Source organism: Glycomyces luteolus (genome assembly GCF_027622875.1).
GTDB lineage: Bacteria > Actinomycetota > Actinomycetes > Mycobacteriales > Micromonosporaceae > Glycomyces > Glycomyces luteolus.
This window is the reverse complement of the sequence record NZ_JAPZVP010000003.1, coordinates 64,520-81,785: the sequence shown is the minus strand read 5'-3', so window position 1 is coordinate 81,785 and position 17,266 is coordinate 64,520. Positions and strand designations below refer to the sequence as shown.

17 protein-coding genes are annotated in these 17,266 nt (G+C 69.3%); 10 read left to right on the top strand and 7 right to left on the bottom strand.

From position 1 onward, the window contains the following. Positions 1 to 19 precede the first annotated feature (19 nt). Both O1R50_RS04245 and O1R50_RS04240 read right to left on the bottom strand, forming a co-directional pair. Entirely contained in the window at positions 20 to 1,597 is a 1,578-nt protein-coding gene (locus O1R50_RS04245; RefSeq protein WP_270108634.1) for a metallophosphoesterase family protein, read from the bottom strand. A gap of 41 nt (positions 1,598 to 1,638) precedes the next feature. Then, complete coding sequence (locus O1R50_RS04240; RefSeq protein ID WP_270108633.1) at positions 1,639 to 2,790, bottom strand: PQQ-dependent sugar dehydrogenase; 1,152 nt, start codon at positions 2,788 to 2,790, stop codon at positions 1,639 to 1,641. A gap of 161 nt (positions 2,791 to 2,951) precedes the next feature. Here O1R50_RS04240 and O1R50_RS04235 point away from each other — a divergent pair, with 161 nt between their 5' ends. Then, positions 2,952 to 3,863, top strand: coding sequence for a 2-hydroxyacid dehydrogenase (locus O1R50_RS04235; protein ID WP_408612603.1), 912 nt, complete (start codon positions 2,952 to 2,954; stop codon positions 3,861 to 3,863). Here the strand turns inward: O1R50_RS04235 and O1R50_RS04230 are convergent. Then, positions 3,860 to 4,315, bottom strand: a complete 456-nt coding sequence (locus O1R50_RS04230; RefSeq protein WP_270108631.1) for a PH domain-containing protein — start codon at positions 4,313 to 4,315, stop codon at positions 3,860 to 3,862. The two genes, O1R50_RS04235 and O1R50_RS04230, sit on opposite strands and share 4 nt — an antisense overlap. 136 nt (positions 4,316 to 4,451) lie before the next feature. Between O1R50_RS04230 and O1R50_RS04225 the strand changes: the two genes are divergently transcribed. From O1R50_RS04225 to O1R50_RS04215, 3 genes are all read left to right on the top strand, one after another. Further along, the gene (locus O1R50_RS04225) at positions 4,452 to 4,958 is read left to right on the top strand and encodes a hypothetical protein (protein WP_270108630.1); all 507 of its coding nucleotides are present in this window, start codon (positions 4,452 to 4,454) and stop codon (positions 4,956 to 4,958) included. A 293-nt stretch (positions 4,959 to 5,251) separates the two neighbouring features. Further along, complete coding sequence (locus O1R50_RS04220) at positions 5,252 to 7,243, top strand: beta-galactosidase (protein WP_270108629.1); 1,992 nt, start codon at positions 5,252 to 5,254, stop codon at positions 7,241 to 7,243. A gap of 59 nt (positions 7,244 to 7,302) precedes the next feature. Continuing rightward, a complete protein-coding gene (locus O1R50_RS04215; protein ID WP_270108628.1) occupies positions 7,303 to 7,983 on the top strand; it encodes an alpha/beta fold hydrolase in 681 nt (226 codons plus the stop codon). Positions 7,984 to 8,133: 150 nt separating this feature from the next. Here O1R50_RS04215 and O1R50_RS04210 read toward each other — a convergent pair whose 3' ends face one another. From O1R50_RS04210 to O1R50_RS04200, 3 genes are all read right to left on the bottom strand, one after another. After that, positions 8,134 to 8,622: a hypothetical protein gene (locus tag O1R50_RS04210; RefSeq protein WP_270108627.1), complete on the bottom strand. Its 489-nt coding sequence runs from the start codon at positions 8,620 to 8,622 to the stop codon at positions 8,134 to 8,136. 183 nt (positions 8,623 to 8,805) lie between these two features. Continuing rightward, complete coding sequence (locus O1R50_RS04205; protein WP_270108626.1) at positions 8,806 to 9,516, bottom strand: Crp/Fnr family transcriptional regulator; 711 nt, start codon at positions 9,514 to 9,516, stop codon at positions 8,806 to 8,808. Between the two features lie 103 nt (positions 9,517 to 9,619). Further along, positions 9,620 to 10,303, bottom strand: coding sequence for a DUF3159 domain-containing protein (locus O1R50_RS04200; RefSeq protein WP_270108625.1), 684 nt, complete (start codon positions 10,301 to 10,303; stop codon positions 9,620 to 9,622). Between the two features lie 111 nt (positions 10,304 to 10,414). Here O1R50_RS04200 and O1R50_RS04195 point away from each other — a divergent pair, with 111 nt between their 5' ends. Further along, positions 10,415 to 11,425, top strand: coding sequence for a TY-Chap domain-containing protein (locus O1R50_RS04195; protein ID WP_270108624.1), 1,011 nt, complete (start codon positions 10,415 to 10,417; stop codon positions 11,423 to 11,425). A 10-nt stretch (positions 11,426 to 11,435) separates the two neighbouring features. Here the strand turns inward: O1R50_RS04195 and O1R50_RS04190 are convergent, their stop codons facing one another. After that, on the bottom strand, positions 11,436 to 12,698 hold the full coding sequence (locus tag O1R50_RS04190) for an MFS transporter (protein ID WP_270108623.1): 1,263 nt from the start codon (positions 12,696 to 12,698) through the stop codon (positions 11,436 to 11,438). 83 nt (positions 12,699 to 12,781) lie between these two features. Between O1R50_RS04190 and O1R50_RS04185 the strand changes: the two genes are divergently transcribed. The 5 genes from O1R50_RS04185 (at position 12,782) to O1R50_RS04165 (ending at position 17,228) form a co-directional block, all read left to right on the top strand. Further along, complete coding sequence (locus tag O1R50_RS04185) at positions 12,782 to 13,336, top strand: TetR/AcrR family transcriptional regulator (protein ID WP_270108622.1); 555 nt, start codon at positions 12,782 to 12,784, stop codon at positions 13,334 to 13,336. Positions 13,337 to 13,376: 40 nt separating this feature from the next. After that, entirely contained in the window at positions 13,377 to 14,384 is a 1,008-nt protein-coding gene (locus tag O1R50_RS04180; protein WP_408612602.1) for a threonine aldolase family protein, read from the top strand. 147 nt (positions 14,385 to 14,531) lie between these two features. Next, the gene (locus O1R50_RS04175; RefSeq protein WP_270108620.1) at positions 14,532 to 14,717 is read left to right on the top strand and encodes a (2Fe-2S)-binding protein; all 186 of its coding nucleotides are present in this window, start codon (positions 14,532 to 14,534) and stop codon (positions 14,715 to 14,717) included. A gap of 175 nt (positions 14,718 to 14,892) precedes the next feature. Continuing rightward, on the top strand, positions 14,893 to 15,375 hold the full coding sequence (gene bfr, locus O1R50_RS04170; RefSeq protein WP_270108619.1) for a bacterioferritin: 483 nt from the start codon (positions 14,893 to 14,895) through the stop codon (positions 15,373 to 15,375). Between the two features lie 251 nt (positions 15,376 to 15,626). Continuing rightward, entirely contained in the window at positions 15,627 to 17,228 is a 1,602-nt protein-coding gene (locus O1R50_RS04165; protein WP_270108618.1) for an endo-1,4-beta-xylanase, read from the top strand. Positions 17,229 to 17,266: the final 38 nt, after the last annotated feature.

Sequence of the window (17,266 nt, the reverse complement as noted above, 5' to 3'; positions counted from 1 at the left end):
CGCGGTTTCCGGGCCTTTCTCAGTCTCGCTGCGGCGCAGGGGATTCGGTGCCGTTCTGGATCTCGGTGTCGTCGACCTGGTCCTCGGTGGGGATCACCGTGCGGTCGAGCGTCACGTCGGTCTCCGTACCCGAACCCACCGAGATCGAGTCGTACGCGGTGAGCGCCTTCGTCGTCGGATCGAAGTAGAGGACGTCCATCTCCATCCGCATCGGCTCCTCGGACTGGAAGTTCCGCAGCCCGGCCGCGCCGGTCGAACCCTCGACCATGAGCGTCGTGCCCTCGCCGAGGTCCTGCACCGCCCGCTCGTGCGTGTGCCCGGCCAGGACCAGCGGCACGGCGCCCGTGAGCGGGACCGCCATCGGCGGCTCGTGGACCATCGCCACGTCGGCCCCGCCCGCGTCGACGATCGCCTGCTCCAGCCGCTCACCGGACTCGGTGAGCATCTGCTGCGCGTACTCGCTCGACGGCTGGGCGCCCTTGTCCGGCGTGAACCGCGGGTCCGCGACCCCGCCGAAGCGCAGGCCGGCGATCTCCTGCACCTCGCCGTCGAGCACGACCACGTTGTCGTAGGCCGAAAGCGCCGCCACCGTCGTGACCGAGTCGTGGTTGCCCTTGACGAACACGTACGGCACGTTGATCTGCTCGACGCCCCGCGAGAAGATCTCGGCCTCCTGCTCAGAGCCCCAGTCGTTCATGTCGCCGGTGTCGGCGACCGCGTTGATGTCGAACTGGTCGACCACCGACTCCATGAGGTGCCAGGCCGACGGGTTCAGGTGGATGTCGGAGACGTGCAGGACCCGGATCGAGTCGTCGTTGATGCCCAGCTGCGGCATGTCCATCGCGAGCGCGTAGAACTCGGAGATGTTCGTGACGAACTTCTGCAGGTTCGCGACGTACTCCTCGTAATTCACCGCGATGTCCTCGGCGTTGCCGACCACGCTGGGCGCGTAGGCGAGCAGGCCCTCGTAGCGCGGCTGCGAGATCGACTCGGCGCGCAGCGTCGTGGCCGCGTACCCCATGAGCGCCGCCGTCACCGCGAGCGACGTGACCCCGGTGAGCAGTGCCCGCCGCATGGTCCGGAACGCGAGCGCGCCCACGAGCAGCCCGCACAGGGTCACGATCGCGAGCGCCTCGACGACGACCCGGACCACCGCGTCGGTGACGTCGGAGGCGAGGCTCTTGGAGGCGCTGGTGACGCCGCCGGGGGTGTTGATGATGTCCTGGGCTTCGATCGGGTCGACGGAGTCGAGGCTGAGGTTGAGGCCGATGGGGCCGTCGTGGCTGTCGAAGATGACGTCCCCGAGGGGCGGGATGGTCACGATGGTCTCGCCGGAGAGGTCGGGGTGGAGCGAGACGGTGGTGTCGAAGGGGCCGATGTCGGCTTTGGTGCCGCCGACGAGCGCGAGGCCTCCGGCGGCCGCCCCGGTGCCGACGAGCAGGATCGCGGCGACCACGGCGAACCGTTTGGCCCGTTCGGAGCGGCGCAGCCGCGACCAGCCCGCTCTCGATCTGCGCCACAAGGAGTTCGCGCGTCTCCCGGCGGGTCGAAGGGCGTCCTCGATGCGGTGCAGTGCGGCGGCGAGCCGGTCGTTCATCTAGTGCCTTTCTCGCGCGGGGTGGCGGTGGTCGTCGCGGTTCAGACTCTTCCCTGGGCCGCGTAGCTGGTGGAGAAGCGGATGATCCGGTCGTCGGCGTCGTCCGGGGTGCAGCCGCGGTCTTCGGTGCACCGGCCGTCGCGGTTGGAGGTCGTCACCCAGAGCATGCCGTCGGGGCCCATGGCGACCGATCGTAGCCGACCGAACTCGTTGACGACGGTCGCTCGCGGCTCGGCCGCGGGAGTGCCCGACTGATCGAATTGGACGGTCCAGAGGCGTTGGCCGCGCAGGCAGGCGGTGACGAGGGTGTCGTCGAGGAAGACGGCTCCGGCGCAGGAGGCCTCGAAGGGCTCCCAGACGAGGGCGGGGTCGGTGTAGGCGTCGTCGGTGTCGGTGCCCTCGAAGTAGGGCCAGCCGTAGTTGCCGCCGGGTTCGATGAGGTTGATCTCGTCGGCGATGTCCTGGCCGAATTCGGTGGCGTAGAGCTGGCCCGCGGGGTTCCAGGCGAGGCCTTCGACGTTGCGGTGGCCGAGGGTGTAGACGGGGGAGTCGGGGTCGGGGTTGCCTTCGGCGGGCCGGCCTTCGGGGGTGATGCGGAGGATCTTGCCGCCGAGGGATTCGGGGTCCTGGGCGTTGTTCCCGTCGCCGGCGTCGCCGGTGGCGGCGTAGAGGAAGCCGTCGGGACCGAACTCGAGGGCGCCGCCGTTGTGGTTGGGTCCGGCGGGGATGCCGGTGAGGACGGGTTGGGGGGCGGCGTCGGAGCCGGTGTCGATCGCGGCGATGCGGTTGTCGGTGCCGGTGGTGTAGTAGGCGAACACGGTGGAGTCGGTGGCGTAGTCGGGGGAGACGGCGAGGCCGAGGAGGCCGCCTTCGCCGCTGTCCGCGACGTCGATGGTGCGCAGTTCCTCGGGTTCGCCGGCGGTGCCGTCTTCGGCGAGGGGGATGGCGAGCAGGCGTCCGGTGGTGCGCTCGCCGACGATGGCGGTGCCGTCGGGGAGGAAGTCGAGGCCCCAGGGGACTTCGAGGCCTTCGGCGACGACGTCCATGAACGAGGTCTGCTCTTCGGGTGCGCCGCTGGGAGTGGGGAGGTTCGGGGGTTCGCCGGTCTCGGGTTCGGGCGGCTCGCCGAATGAGCACGACGCGAGCGTGAGTGCGGCGGCGGTGGCCGCCGCGGCCGAGAGCAACCTGCGCATGGCCCCAAGACTATAGGCCGCGGGTGACGTCGGATCGGCGCAGTTTTCCACGCCCCACCGGTTCCCCGATTCGGGCGCGCCTAACCCCTTCGAGCCGAAATGCGAGATCCTATAGGATAGCCGTCGCGGAGGACGACCGACCGGAGGGAAGCGCCGTGGCCGTGAAGGTGTGGATCGCGCACGAGGAGGGCCGGGCCCTGCTCGGCCCGCTCCCTGCGGGCGTCGAGGTCGAGGTCTACGACGGGCGCGGCGACTACCCCTCCGATCCGGCGACGCTCGACTTCTGGGTGCCGCCGTTCCTCGCGCAGTCGAAGGTCACGACCCCGCTGCGGGACATGACCTCCCTCAAGGCGATCCAGCTCCTCAGCGCCGGCGCCGAGGTCTGGGTCCCGGCCGTGCCGCCGGGCGTGGTCCTGTGCGACGCGCGGGGCGTGCACACCGGGGTGACGGCCGAATGGACGCTCGGCGCGGTCATCGCCTCGATGCGCGGCTTCGATGTCTTCGCGCGCAAGCAGGCCCGACACGAGTGGAAGGTCGAGTGGACCACTACGGCGGTGGGCAAGCGGGCCCTCATCGTCGGCGCGGGCGACATCGGCGAGAAGGTCGCCGAGGTGCTCACGGTGCTCGGCGTCGAGGTCGAGAAGGTGGCGCGCCGCGAACGCCCGGGCGTGCACCCGATCGACAGGATCGACTCGCTGCTGCCGGAGTTCGACGTGGTCATCCTGATCCTGCCGCTCACCGACGCCACGCGCGGTCTGGTGGACGCGAAGTTCCTGTCCCGCATGAAGGACGGCGCCCTGCTGGTCAACGCCGCGCGCGGCCCGATCGTCGACACCGATGCGCTCGTCGCCGAGGTGGCCTCGGGGCGCCTGCGCTGCGCCGTCGACGTCGTCGACCCCGAGCCGCTGCCCGCGGACCACCCGCTCTGGGACCTCGAAGGCGCCCTCATCACTCCGCACGCGGGCGCTTCGGTCGACGGCACGCTCGATCGCGCCTACGCGCCGATCGGTGCCCAGATCCGCCGCTTCGCGGCGGGTGAACCTTTGGCGAACGTGGTCAGCGACGGCTACTAGTCGCCGTCCGCTTCCTTCAGCTCCTGGCCGCCGATGGCGAGGACCTGGGGGAGGTTCTCGGGCTTGAGCGGGTCGAGCCGGACCTGCGACTGATCGTCCAATATGGCCGCCACGCCTTCGTTGCCGGTGGCGAAGCCGTCGATGTGCTTCCACGCGATGGTGCGGCTGGTGAAGAGGCCGCGGACCGCGATGCCCTCGCTCGTGACGTCGATGCCGGAGCGCCAAGCCCACATGGAGACCGCGACCGGCGCGAGGAGGAGCGCGAGGCCGACGATCGCCGAGAACGCGCCCCAGACGGGCCGCTCGACCATGAGTGCCACGGACAGCGGCGTCACCGTCAGCCAGGCGACGAAGGCCGCGCCGGTGACCGCCGCCGGTCGGCGGACCCGCAGCTTGCGCCCGCCGCGCCGGGCACCTGGGATCGGTCCGGTGGAGGCATCGGTACTCGTCATGCCACCAGCCTGACACACCCGGCCACGGGGTACGCAAAGTGGCCGGTCCGGTTTCTGTCGGATTGTCGCTTGACGTGGCCGCCGAACGTGGCACGATCACCTGAACAGCAGCGGCAAAAGCCTGGTGGGGGTGGACGTGGCCGTCAAGATCACATTCCGTCCGACGACGCGCCAGGTGCTCGGTCGGGCGCTGTTCCTCTCCGGCCTCTCGCTCTTCGCCGCCCTCGTCCCCGCCGTGGCGTACATGCTCGCCGTGGGCCACTGGTACCACTACACGCTGCTCGCCCTCTTCCTCGTCGCGATCGGCGTCGCGCTGGGCGTCGCGTACGCGGGGGCCCGCAATCGCGGGGTCGTGCTCGACGAGCGCGGGGTCCATCCGCTCAAAGCCGTTGCCTCCCAGAAGCACACGGAGCGGTTCGCCGCTTGGACCGATATCGCGGACATCCGGGCCGAGCGCCGCGCGAGCCGAACCGTCCCGGTGGTGTACCTGCTCGATCCCGAGCAGAAGCCCTGGCGGCTCCAGGCCCCGTACTCGGGCCGCGCGCTCTCGACCGACGACGAGCTCGACGAGAAGATCTTCGTGATCCGCAGCCTGTGGGACGCGTACAAGCGGGGCCTGCCGCCCTACCGCCAGTGCCCCTAGTCACATCGATATGTGTCGATCGGTATATCGAGGCGGCGGTGCCGATCCCGGATCCTTCGCTGAATGGCCGCAAGGGCAGGATCCTGAACCCGCCGTGCGCGTTCGCGCGCCGCCGCGCCTGCCCCGAGGACCGCTGCAAGACCGGCGAGATCCGTTGGCGGGCGGCTCGCGCTGTGTGCGCGCCGAAGAGCTTGACTTGCGGGGGATAGTCGGGGCACAATCCTGAATGCGCTTTCCGAAACCGTTGTCAATCGTCCGGCGATGACCATCCGAGCACCGAAGGGCCAGCCGTAATGGCACATCCGAACACCGACATCATCCCCACCGTCGAAGGCCTCGCCTTCGGCGGTGACTACAACCCCGAGCAGTGGCCACGCGAGGTCTGGGACGAGGACGTCCGCCTCATGCAGGAGGCCGGCGTCAATGTCGCCACCGTCAACGTCTTCTCCTGGGCGAGCATCAACCCCGGCCCGGGGGAGTGGGATTTCGGGCGGCTCGACGCCATCATGGACCTCCTCGCGGCGGGCGGGATCAAGGCCGACCTGGCCACCTCGACCGCGTCGCCGCCGCCGTGGTTCTCGCAGGCCCACCCCGAGACCCTCCCGGTCAACGCCGAAGGCATCACCCTGAACTCCGGGGCCCGCGCCGAATACTGCCCGAACTCCCCGGTCTACCAGGCCGCCGTCGTCGAGATGGCCTCGAAGCTCGCCGAACGCTACGCGGACCACCCCGCGCTCGCCATGTGGCACGTCGGCAACGAGTACTACCGGGCCTGCTTCTGCGACGCCTCCGCCGCCGCGTTCCGCGACTGGCTCCGGGAGCGCCACGGCGCCCTCGACGGCCTCAACCGCGCCTGGGGCACCACCTTCTGGTCCCAGACCTACAGCGACTGGTCGCAGGTGCTGCCCCCGCGCGTCTGCGCCGAGACCCCGAACCCCGCCCTCGTCCTCGACTGGCAGCGGTTCTGCTCCGACGCGCTCCTGAAACTCTTCCGCTCCGAGGCCGACGCGATCGCCGAGCACAGCCCCGACAAGCCGATCACCACGAACCTCATGGTCACCGGCAACTTCAGCGACCTCGACTACCACCGCTGGGGCGAGCACGTGACCGGCCCGAACCGGCTCGTCGCCACCGACCACTACCTCATCCCCGAACAGGTCGACGGCATTCCCTGGTCGATCCAGGCCGCCTTCGGCGCCGACGCCTCCCGCGGCCTCGCCGCGGGCGGCCCCTGGCTCCTTATGGAGCAGGCAGCGAACTCCTCGGCCTGGCGCCGCGGCGGCTTCCCCAAGCAACCGGGCGAGCTGATGCGCCACTCGCTCTCCTACGTCGCCCGCGGCTCCGAAGGCGCCATGTTCTTCCAATGGCGGGCCTCCCACTCCGGCGCCGAGCGCTACCACTCGGCGATGGTGCCGCACGGCGGCGCCGACTCCAGGGTCTTCCGCGAGATCAAGCAGCTCGGCGCCTGGCTGGGGGACCTCGCCGAAGTCAAGGGCTCCACCGTCGACGCACGGACGGCGATCCTCCTCGACTTCAACTCGGTCTGGGCCGCGAAGACCCCCGGGCAGCCGTCCTCCGACATGGACACCTACCCGGAGCTGCGGCGCTGGCACGCATCGCTCTGGCGGCGCGGCGTCGCCACCGACCTCGCGAACCCCGGATGGGACCTCAGCGGCTACGAGTACGTCTTCGCGCCGCACCTGTACCTCCTCGAGGACGACGCGAACCTCCGCGCCTACGTCGAAGGCGGCGGCACCCTCGTCGTCGGCCCGTACTCGGGCATTGTGGACGGCAATGACCGCGTCCTCCCCGGCCTCCCCGGAGGGCTGGGGGACCTTGTGGGCGTGCGCATCGAGGAGTTCCTCCCGCTCTGGGAAGGCGAGACCGCGGCCCTGGACAACGGCTGGGCGGGTGCGACCTGGTCGGAGGTCGCCCACGCGACGGACGCCGAGACGGTCGCCTCCTTCAAGGGCTACCCGGAGACCGGGGCCGTCTTCCGCCGCAAGCTCGGCCGGGGCGACGTCTGGTACCTCGCCACGCGGCTCACGGAGCTCGACCCGTTCTTCGACCGCATCGGCGTCGCGCCCGACTTCCCGGGAGCCCCGGCCGAGCTCGAACTGGTCCGCCGCTCCCATGAGGACGGCCGCAGCTACGTCTTCGCGATCAACCACGGCAAGGTCCCCGCCAAGGTCCCCGCCGCGGGTCGCAACCTCCTCACCGGCAAGGCCTGGGCCCCGATGCTCTCCCTCAAACCCGGCGAGTGCGCGGTGATTCGCGAAGTCTGAATGTCGCACGGATCGACTAGTGTCACAGGGATCCCACAGCACCCACTGAGGAGCCCCTGATGTCCACGATCGTCTTCGTCCACGCCCTCGGTTCGAGCGCCCGCGCCTGGCAGCCCCAGGTCGCGGCGCTCGGCGAGCGCTATAAGGTGCTCGCCCCCGACCTCCCGGGCCACGGCGACGCGCCCGGCCCCTTCGGCCTCGAACCCGCGGCCTTCGCGGTCGCCGACCTCATCGCCGCCGAACCCGAACCGGTCCACCTCGTGGGCATCTCCGTCGGCGCCACCGTCGCCATGCTCGCGGCCCTCGACGACCCCTCCCGGGTCGCGACCCTCGTCCTCTCCGGCGGCGCCGCCCACGCGCCCGGCGTCGGCCTCCAACGCAACCTCATGCGCCTCATGCCGACCGGCATGATCACCGCCCTCATGTCAGGCATGTACGCCGGAGGCCGCCCCGAACACAAGCCCCAGGCCAAAGCCGACCTCCGCACCGCCGGCAAGCAGGCCTTCATCACCGGCCTCACCGAACTCGGCGCCCTCGACCTCCGCCCCCGCCTCGCCGACCTCGCGATCCCCACCCTCGTCCTCTGCGGCGCCACGGACAAAGAGAACCTCAAACCCGCCGCAGAACTCGCCGCCACCATCCCGGGCGCCAAGCTCGACGTCATCCCCGACGCGGGGCACATCTGGAACCTCCAGTTCCCGGACCTCTTCACGGCGAAGCTCACCGAGTTCATCGCCTAGCTCAGCCCACTCACCGAGCGGAGCACTGCCTGACACCGCTCAACCGGACGCGCCTATCGCCATGAGCGGCGATGGCAAAGCAGGCCATTGCCCGCGCACCCGAGAGCCAACGCAGCCAGCATCGACAGTTCCGCTGCTGGACAACAGTTTCTATAGTTCGCTGGTGATCGGGAACCTTCCATCGCTGGGCTGCGGGCGGCCGCAGATCGCCGCCAAGTCGGTGAAGTCCTTGCGCCGGTTCATGATGAGCTTGTAGGCGACGACCTCTCTGAGCGGCAGGTACTTCAGTCCATCGATCTGCTCCGCCGTGTCCAGGAGCTCGTCCGTATCGCTTCCAGGGAGCACCCAGGTCTCGCTTACTTCAATTGCACCGCCATAGAGGAGGGCGATTTTCGCCCCGGTGTAGGTGCTGATCCTCAGCGGTGCGTTCTCGTATTCAGAGGCATGCTCGAATGCGAGTTCAAGAGCTCTCTGCCAGGTCTTGCTGCCAGGCCGGGCTAGCAGGTCGAGGTCGGTGAAGCGCGGGGTCGTGATGCCGCCGGCGCCGAGGCGGGCGCTTCCCGCGATCACGAAGTCGTCGGGACTGAAGTCCGATGGGACATGGCGGTGAAGCATTTCGATCAGCTCGAAACCGTTCAAGACCTCGCTTCGAGCGCGGTTCACTTCGAAGGTTTCCCATCTGCATGGTCGGTCGGTTCCGGGAGGGCCTGACGTTGTCGCGCTTGCTGCTTCTCCGGCCTGTTCGACCTGAACTGAATTACCACACCCACGACGGCGGCGACCGAGCCGACAATCGCCACCAGGAGCTCGAGTGTGTTGAGGTCAAAGTTCGACATCGCGGATCAGTCCGTTTCGGGTGTAGATGACGGAACGATCCCGGCGCATGGCCAGCGCCTCGATCGTCGCCGTGTCGTGGATGATGAACCGCTCCCTACCCGTTGAGACGGTGCCCCTGGCTTTGAACTGCTTGAGCACCCCGGAGACCGATTCCCGGGAGATGCGAGCCAGATCAGCCAGGTCCGCCTGGCTGAAGCCGGCGATCGTGAGGCCGTCGGCTCCCTCCGTGCCGAGGCCTGAGTCGATGATCCGGAGCATCGCCCGGGCGAGTCGCCGTTCGCTCGTCAGGAATGATTCCTCCTGGACCTCGCCCAGCTCGCGGACCCGCTTCGCGAGCCGTCTCGTCAACGCAAGGTGAATCCGGGGATTCGACTGGAGGAGCTTGAGGAAGACGTCGCCGGGGATGTGCAGGACGTCGATGGGCGTCAGCGCGACCAGATCGGCGGCCCTCGGCTCGCCGGTGAGCGGAGCCAGCTCGCCGATCATCGAGCCCGGTCCGTGGATGCCGAAGATCGTTCCCGGAATGCAGGACTTCACATGGCCCGAGCGGAGATAGACCACGTAATCCGAATGCTCGTTGATCTTCATGAGCGTCGCGCCCCGCGGGTACGAGACCGCGTGCGCCTCCGGTTTCAGTGCGTCCTGGTCCTCATCGCTCAATAGAGGATTCCACAGAACCTGACTACGGGATTCCATGTAGTTGAGTGTATTGGTGCACACAACGAGCCCGGGTCAGCGAAACGCGCTCTGTCGCGAAACCGACCGGAATTCGTTTCGGTTGGGGCGGAAGGGAACCGCGTTACGGCGCGGACTTCTCCGGTGCTTGGGCCCCCGCCGGATCCACGGGGTGCCTGATGCCCGGGTGGTCCTTCGGGAGGATCACGCGGATGACCCAGCCGCTCACGATGAGGCAGAGGACGAGCAGCGGCCACGAGAGCGCCACCTGGGCCACGCCGCCCGCGACGACCGCTAGGCGTTCCTCGTCGCTGTTCCAGAACGGGGTCAGGATCGCCACGCGGAGGGTGTACATCGCGACCCAGACCCAGGACGCCGCGCTATAGGCGCGCAGCAGGTCCGGGTCGCGCCGCCACCGGGTCTTCTGGCCGAGGAGGCCGCCCACGATGAGGCCGAGGAGCGGGCGGCGGAAGACGATGAATCCCGCCCAGACGAGGGCGCTGGCGGCGTTGGAGACGATGCGGGGGAGGAGGATGTCCTGCGCGCGTCCGGTGTAGAGGACGATCAGGCACGCGACCGCGACGCTCAGAAGGCCGAGGATCACCGCCCGTGGCTTCTGGCGCTGCCGCAGCCGGACGATCGCGATCACCCCCGCAGAGAGGAGCGCCGCCGCTGCGGCCCAAGCGATCGAGTTCCCGGACAGCATCCAGGTGAGGATGAACACCACCACTGGGGCGGTGGCGTCGAATGCGCCGCGCTTGCCGCCTAGTAGGCTGACGAGCGTGTCTTGCCGCACAGTATCGGACAACTGCCAACCCTCACCTCTCGACCCGCTACCGCAGGCAAGGCTACCCTAACCGCAGTGGCACGCCGGGTTTCGCCCGCAGCCCCACCTACGGACGGATTGGCACGGTAACGGATGCTCGGCACACACCGGATCAGTGAAGCGCAACTCGTCGACCTGCTCCGCCGGGCGAGAAAGACCGATTTCGGGCGCTGGAACAAGGCGGACCTGCAGCGGGCCATGACCGACCTCGGCTGGCAGGTCCGCTCCGCAGAGGTCGACATCGGCATGTGGCGGGCCGAGACCGGCTACGACACCGGCAACGCCATCGCCGACTCCGTCCCGCCCCAGACCCCGATCGCGGGACGCGCCGACTTCTACTCCATCGAGGTCATGGTCCTGCGCTCCGCCGAACGCGGCCGCCAAGGCGAGCAGCACCGCACCCTCATCTTCCGCGAAGTGCTGCGCACCATGATGAGCGAGCTCGGCGCCCCCGAGATCCGCGGCGGCGACGGCGGCCCGTGGATCCGCTGGTACCGCGACGGCCTCATCTTCGAGCTGCACCTGCGCCGCTTCCACGGCGGCGTCACGCTCCGGCTCCTCTCGCCCGAGCTCTTCGAGCAGCTCGAGGCGCACGCCGTCGGCAAGGGCGACATCTCCGGCTGGGCCGCCTACGCCCGCACCGGCCAGCGCCCGCCCGAACCCGCCTGCCAGGACATGGGCGAGTTCACCGAGCGGCTCTCCTCGCTCCTGGCCGACATGGCCGCCGACGTGCCCGTGGTCGACACCGCCGGCACCGTGCTCCTGCGCACCGGCGACTGGTCGGCGCGGTACGTGGCCGCGTTCGTCGACGGCGGTCTCCGCGTCGAAGCGAGCGCCGCCGTGAGCGGCGCCTGGCGCTCGGGCCTGTCGAACCTGCCGAGCATGGGCTTCCGCGCCCCCAGCGGCACGCAGCCGAACTGGTCGCGGAGCTTCAACTCCACCGACCGCACCGCCACCAACCAGGCCGCGCACATGATGGTCGACGCCCTGCGCGCCTTCGGTATCCAAGACCTGTTCGACATCGTCTACGACGGGTTCACCGCCGACGGCGAGCGCATGTACCTGCCGGTACTCGGCATCGGCAACGGCGACAACCCGTACTAGGGCCGCCTCCTCAGACCGCCGCGGGCTCCGGCCGCGGCGCCTCCATCGTCGCGCGCCGGAACGCCGGGAGCCGCCAGCCGACGACCGCCACACCGGCGACGCACGCGACACCTCCCGCGAGGATCGCGCCGCCGAGCCCCAGCGGCCCCGCGAGCGCCCCCGCCTGCAGGTTGCCCAGTGCCGGTGAGAACGTCGCCTGCGCCAGCCACAGGCTCGTGACGCGCCCGCGCAGCCGGTCCGGCGTGTGGTTCTGGAGCAGGCCCGTGCGCAGCACCTCCGAGACGAGGTCGCTCGCGCCCGAGACCGCCAGGAACACCAGTCCCAATGCGAGCCAGGGCGACAGCGCGAGCCCGACCATCGCCGCGCCCCACAGGCTCGCCGCGATGACCACGACGAAGCCGGGCCGCTTCGTCTTGGTGACCTTCCCGCTGAACGCGGCGGCGAGGAACGCGCCGACCCCGGCCGCCGCCGAGAGCAGGCCGAACGCGACCGCCCCGCCGTGGAACTGCTCCGTCGCGAGCGCCGGGAACAGGCCCTTCGGGTACGCGAACAGCATCGGCATGATGTCGATGAGCAGCACCCCGGCCACGATCTTGTTGCGCCGCACGAAGGCGAACGCGTCCCGCAGCGAGTACGAGTCCGCCTCCTTGCCCTCCTCGCCGCCGTGGTCGGGCGGCATCGGGCCGACGAAGATCATCGCCACGGCGAAGACCGCGAACCCGACCACGTTGAGGCCGTAGCACCATTCGGTGCCGCCCGCGGCGATGACGACGCCCGCGAGGGCCGGACCGGCGACGCCCGTCAGCTGGCCGGTGAGGCCGTTGAGGGCCGAGGCGCTGGCGACGTTCTCCTGGCCGACGAGGGACGGGACGGCCGCGAACGAGGCGGGGATGCTGAGCCCGGCGAGGAAGGTGTCCGCGACGACGGCCGCGAACAGGAACCACAGCAGCGGCTCGTCCTGGAGGGCGTTCACCAAGAGCGCCAAGGCGACCAGGAGCCCCGGCACCCGCACGGTGACGAGGATGCGGCGCCGGTCGAAGCGGTCGGCGAGGACGCCGCCGACGAGGAGCCCGGCGACGATGCCGATGCCGCCGGAGGCGGCGGCCGCGCCGACGGCGAGGTTGGAGCCGCTGAGCTGGTAGATCTGCCAGATCAGGGCGGTCTCGGTGAGCATGGCGCCCACCAGGAGGCCGGTGCGTCCGATGTAGAGCCAGCGGAAGTCGCGGCTGATCCGCAGGGGGGTGGTGTCGACCAGGTGGTGCCGAAGGGACATGCTCTGATGATACCGACCGTTCCAATCGGTGCAACATGGTGTTTCATGGGAAGATCGCGCTGCACGCGCACGGAGGGACCACGATGGACGAGAAGCTGCTGGCCGCCGCCACCGACGTGCTCGGAACGACCGGCTGGGACCGGCTCACCATGGGCGACGTCGCCGACCGCGCCGGCGTCTCCCGCGCCACCCTCTGGCGCCAGATCGGCGGCAAGGAGGAACTGCGCCGCGCCCTCATCCGGCGCCTCCTCCTCGACTACCGCGCCTCGCTGTGGCCCGTCCTGACCGCCACCGGCACCGGGCGCGAGCGGCTGCGGCAGGCGCTCGAAACCATGTGCGGCGTCTTCGACCGGCACCTCGCGCTGCTCACGGCCTTCGACACCGCCTTCCACGAGACCGGCCTGTTCGACGAGCCGATCGAGGACGTCGTCGCCCCGCTCGTGCGCCTCATCCTCGACGGCGCCGCCGACGGCTCCCTCGCGCCCCAAGCCGACGCCGAGGAATCGGGCGACCTCGTCTTCAACACCGTCTGCTGGCCCTACGTCCACCTGCGCCGCCACCACTCCTGGGAACCCGAACGCGCCCAAGGACTCCTGCTCGACCTCGTCCTCGACGGGATGTCCACCGAGTCCGCCTGACCGTGCCGCGCCCCATCGGCCGCAGTAGGGTCGGCCCATGATCGTCGATCTCCGCTCCGACACCGTGACCCGGCCGACCCCGGCCATGCTCGAAGCCATGACCAGCGCCGACGTCGGCGACGACGTGTACGGCGAGGACCCGTCCGTCAACGCCCTCGAAGCCGAGGCCGCCGCCCTCTTCGGCAAGGAGGCCGCGGTCTTCACGCCGACCGGCTCCATGGCGAACCAGATCGGCCTGCAGCTCCTCGTGCGCCCCGGCGACGAACTCCTCTGCGACGTCAAGGCCCACGTCGTCAACTTCGAGATGGGCGCGGCCGCCGCGCTCGGCGGCATCAGCACCCGCACCTGGCACGCCCCGAGCGGCCGCCTCGACACCGCGCTCATCGAGCCGATGATCAACCGGCCCCACCCGTACGCCACCACCACCCGCGCGATCGCCGTCGAGAACACCCACAACATGGGCGGCGGCACCGTGCAGCCCATCGAGGAGCTGCGCGCCCTGCGCGCCCTCGCCGACGCCCACAGTCTCGGCCTCCACCTCGACGGCGCCCGCATCTGGAACGCCCACGCCGCCACCGGCGTCCCGCTCGGCGAATACGGCGCCCTCTTCGAGACCGTCTCGGTCTGCCTCTCCAAGGGCCTCGGCGCGCCCGTCGGCTCGCTCCTCATCACCGACGCCGAACGCGCGGAGCGCGCCCGCGTCATCCGCAAGCGTCTCGGCGGCGGGATGCGCCAGGCCGGGTTCCTCGCGGCGGCCGGGCGCTACGCACTCGCCAACCACATCGACCGCCTCACCGAGGACCACGCCCGCGCGCAGCGCCTCGCCCGCTCGCTCGAGCCCTTCGGCATCTGCGACGCCGCCCAGGTCGAGACCAACATCGTGCTCCTGCGCATCCCCGACATCGCCCAGGTCGCCCGCGCCGCGGCCGAGCAGGGCGTGAAGATCTCCGTGCTCGGCCCCGACCGGGGCCGGATGCTCACCCACCTGGACGTCGACGACGCCGGGATCGAGCACGCCGTGAAGGTGCTCGGCACCTTGGTCCGTTGACCGAGGGGCGGCCTGCGTCCGGCGGGGCGCGGGTCGCCCGTTCGGGTTCGAGTGATCCACCGGAACGGGGGTTGCCGGACGCGGCGAAAACCAGGTAGGTTAGGCATGCCTTCATTAGTCAAGCCTTACCTGTTCGGAGGTCGATGCGTGTACGCCTGCATCTGCCACGCAGTGCACGAGAACGAAGTCCGTGACTGCATCAGCGCCGGCGCGCACACCGAAGAGGCCATCGGCGAGGCCTGCGACGCCGGCACGAGCTGCGGCACCTGCCATGAGCGCCTGGTCGACATGATCGAGAGCTATTTCACCTCCTCGGTGCCCGCGGCGGTCTGAGCCCCTCCTAAGCCACCGGATTCTCCGGAAATGACGGACGCTTTAGGTTGTCCTCGGTTAGGATAGGTTGTCCTATTTTAGGCATTCCTGGCTGGAAATGGGCCCCCACCTGGTCCTAGTCTGAGATCGTCGGTCACGGAGCCGGCGCTTGACGGACCGGGAAGGACGAATTGCAATGCAGGGCGATAAGCAGGTCATCGAATTCCTCAACGAGCAGTTGACGGCGGAGCTCACCGCGATCAACCAGTACTTCCTGCACGCGAAGATGCAGGAGAACTGGGGCTACACCAAGCTCGCGAAGTACACCAAGTCCGAGTCGATCGACGAGATGCGCCATGCCGAGGTCCTGACCGACCGGATCCTCTTCCTCGACGGCATGCCGAACTACCAGCGGCTGTTCCCGCTGCGCATCGGCCAGTCGGTCAAGGAGATCTTCGAGTGCGACCGCTTGATCGAGGTCGAGGCGATCGACCGCCTCAAGCGCGGCATCGAGCACATGGAGTCGGTCAAGGACTACGTCTCGCGGGACCTCTTCAAGAGCATCCTCGCCGACGAGGAGCACCACATCGACTACCTGGACACGCAGCTCGACATCCTCGAGAAGATCGGCGAGTCGCTGTACATCCAGTCGCTCATCGAGCAGCCCGACGGCGCATAGCCGCAGGCGAGCGCTCGAACGCTTTGAGGGGACCGGCCTTGCGGCCGGTCCCCTTTTTCATTGCGGCAGAGCCCCTCACATCTCCGCCACAGTGGTAGGTCGGCGCCTTGACAGCCCCGACGAGAGGATCGTAACATATCAATACTTTGGATGAAAGTTTCCGAGAGTTTCGGAATTCAACGCAGTCCTCCGGCCGCTCCTCGACCCCGTGACGGAGCGGCCGGACCCCTCATCGTCAAGGAGCGACCTCAATGCCGACCACCTCCTCCTCGCCTGCCGCGAGCCGCCGCTCCGTGCTCACGGCCGCTGCCGCCGCGGGCGGCGCCGCCCTCCTCCCGGCCGGCTTCATCACTCTCGCCGCGAGCCCCGCCCACGCTGACGACCTGCTGCTCTCCACCGACTTCTCCTCCGGCACCACGGAAGGCTGGGCCGGACGCGGCGCCGCCTCCGTCGCCGTCGACCCCGAGCAGCGACTCCTCATCACCGGTCGCACCGCCACCTGGAACGGCGCCGCCATCGACATCACCTCCCACATCGAGGTCGGCGTCCGCTACCAGCTCAAGGTCTACCTGCGTCTGCCCGAGGGCGAGAGCGCCACCGACCTGCGCACCACCGTGCAGCGCGACGTCGGCGGCGTCTCGAACTACGAGGGCGTCAAGTGGAACACCGCCGTCACCGACGCCGCCTGGACCGAGTTCTCCGGCACGTACTCGATCGCCCAGGCCGCCGACAAGCTGCAGTTCTACGTCGAATCCGACTCCAGCCTCACCCCGATCCTCCTCGACGCCTTCACGCTCACCCGCATCGCAGAACCGGAGATTCAAGACTTGCTGCCGCTCAAGGACTTCCTCGCCGACGACTTCACCTTCGGCTGCGCCGTCGAGCCGCCTGAGGTGGTCGGCAAGCCCGCCGAGCTCCTCGCGAAGCACTTCGCGCAGGTGACCACCGGCAACCAGATGAAGCCCGAGTCGATCCAGCCCACCGAAGGCGTCTTCGACTTCAGCCGGGCCGACCAGATCGTCGACTTCGCCGAGGCCAACGGCATGAAGATCTGGGGCCACACCCTCCTGTGGCACAACCAGACCCCGGCCTGGTGGTTCCTCGACGAGAACGGCGAGCCGCTCGTGGAGAGCCGCGCCCACCAGGCGCTCCTGCTGCAGCGCCTGGAGACCCATGTCAAGGCGATCGCGGCCCACTACGGCGACCGCGTGTGGGCGTGGGACGTGGTGAACGAGGTGGTCGACCCTGAGCAGCCGGACGGACTGCGGCACTCGCGCTGGTACGAGGTGTTCGGCGGGCCGAAGTACATCGAGAAGGCGTTCAAGATCGCCCGGAAGGCCTTCCCGCGCAAGGTGAAGCTCTTCATCAACGACTACAACACCGAGTTCCCGGACAAGCGGGAGGCGATGTTCAACCTGGTGCAGCACCTCAAGTGCGAGGGCGCGCCGGTCGACGGCATCGGGCACCAGGCGCACGTGGACTACAAGCGCGATCCGGCCCTGCTGGGCGAGTCGATCGACCTGTTCCGCGAGCTCGGGGTGCTGCAGACGATCACCGAGCTCGACGTGTCGGTCTCCGACCACATGGAGGAGAGCCTGCCCGCGACGCCGCCGGAGCGGCTGGTCGCGCAGGGCTGGTACTACAAAGAGCTCTTCGAGGTGCTGCGCGAACGCGCGGACGACCTGGAGTCGGTGACGATGTGGGGCCTGTACGACGCGGTCTCGTGGCTGCGGACCTGGCCCGTGTCGCGCCCGCACGAGGCGCCGCTGTTCTTCGACGACCGCCTCCAGGCGAAGTCGGCGTACTGGGGCGTGGTCGACCCGACGAAACTTGAACCGCTCCCCGAAAGCTAAAGGGGGACAAGGCGTCCGGGAGCGGGATGATAGATCCG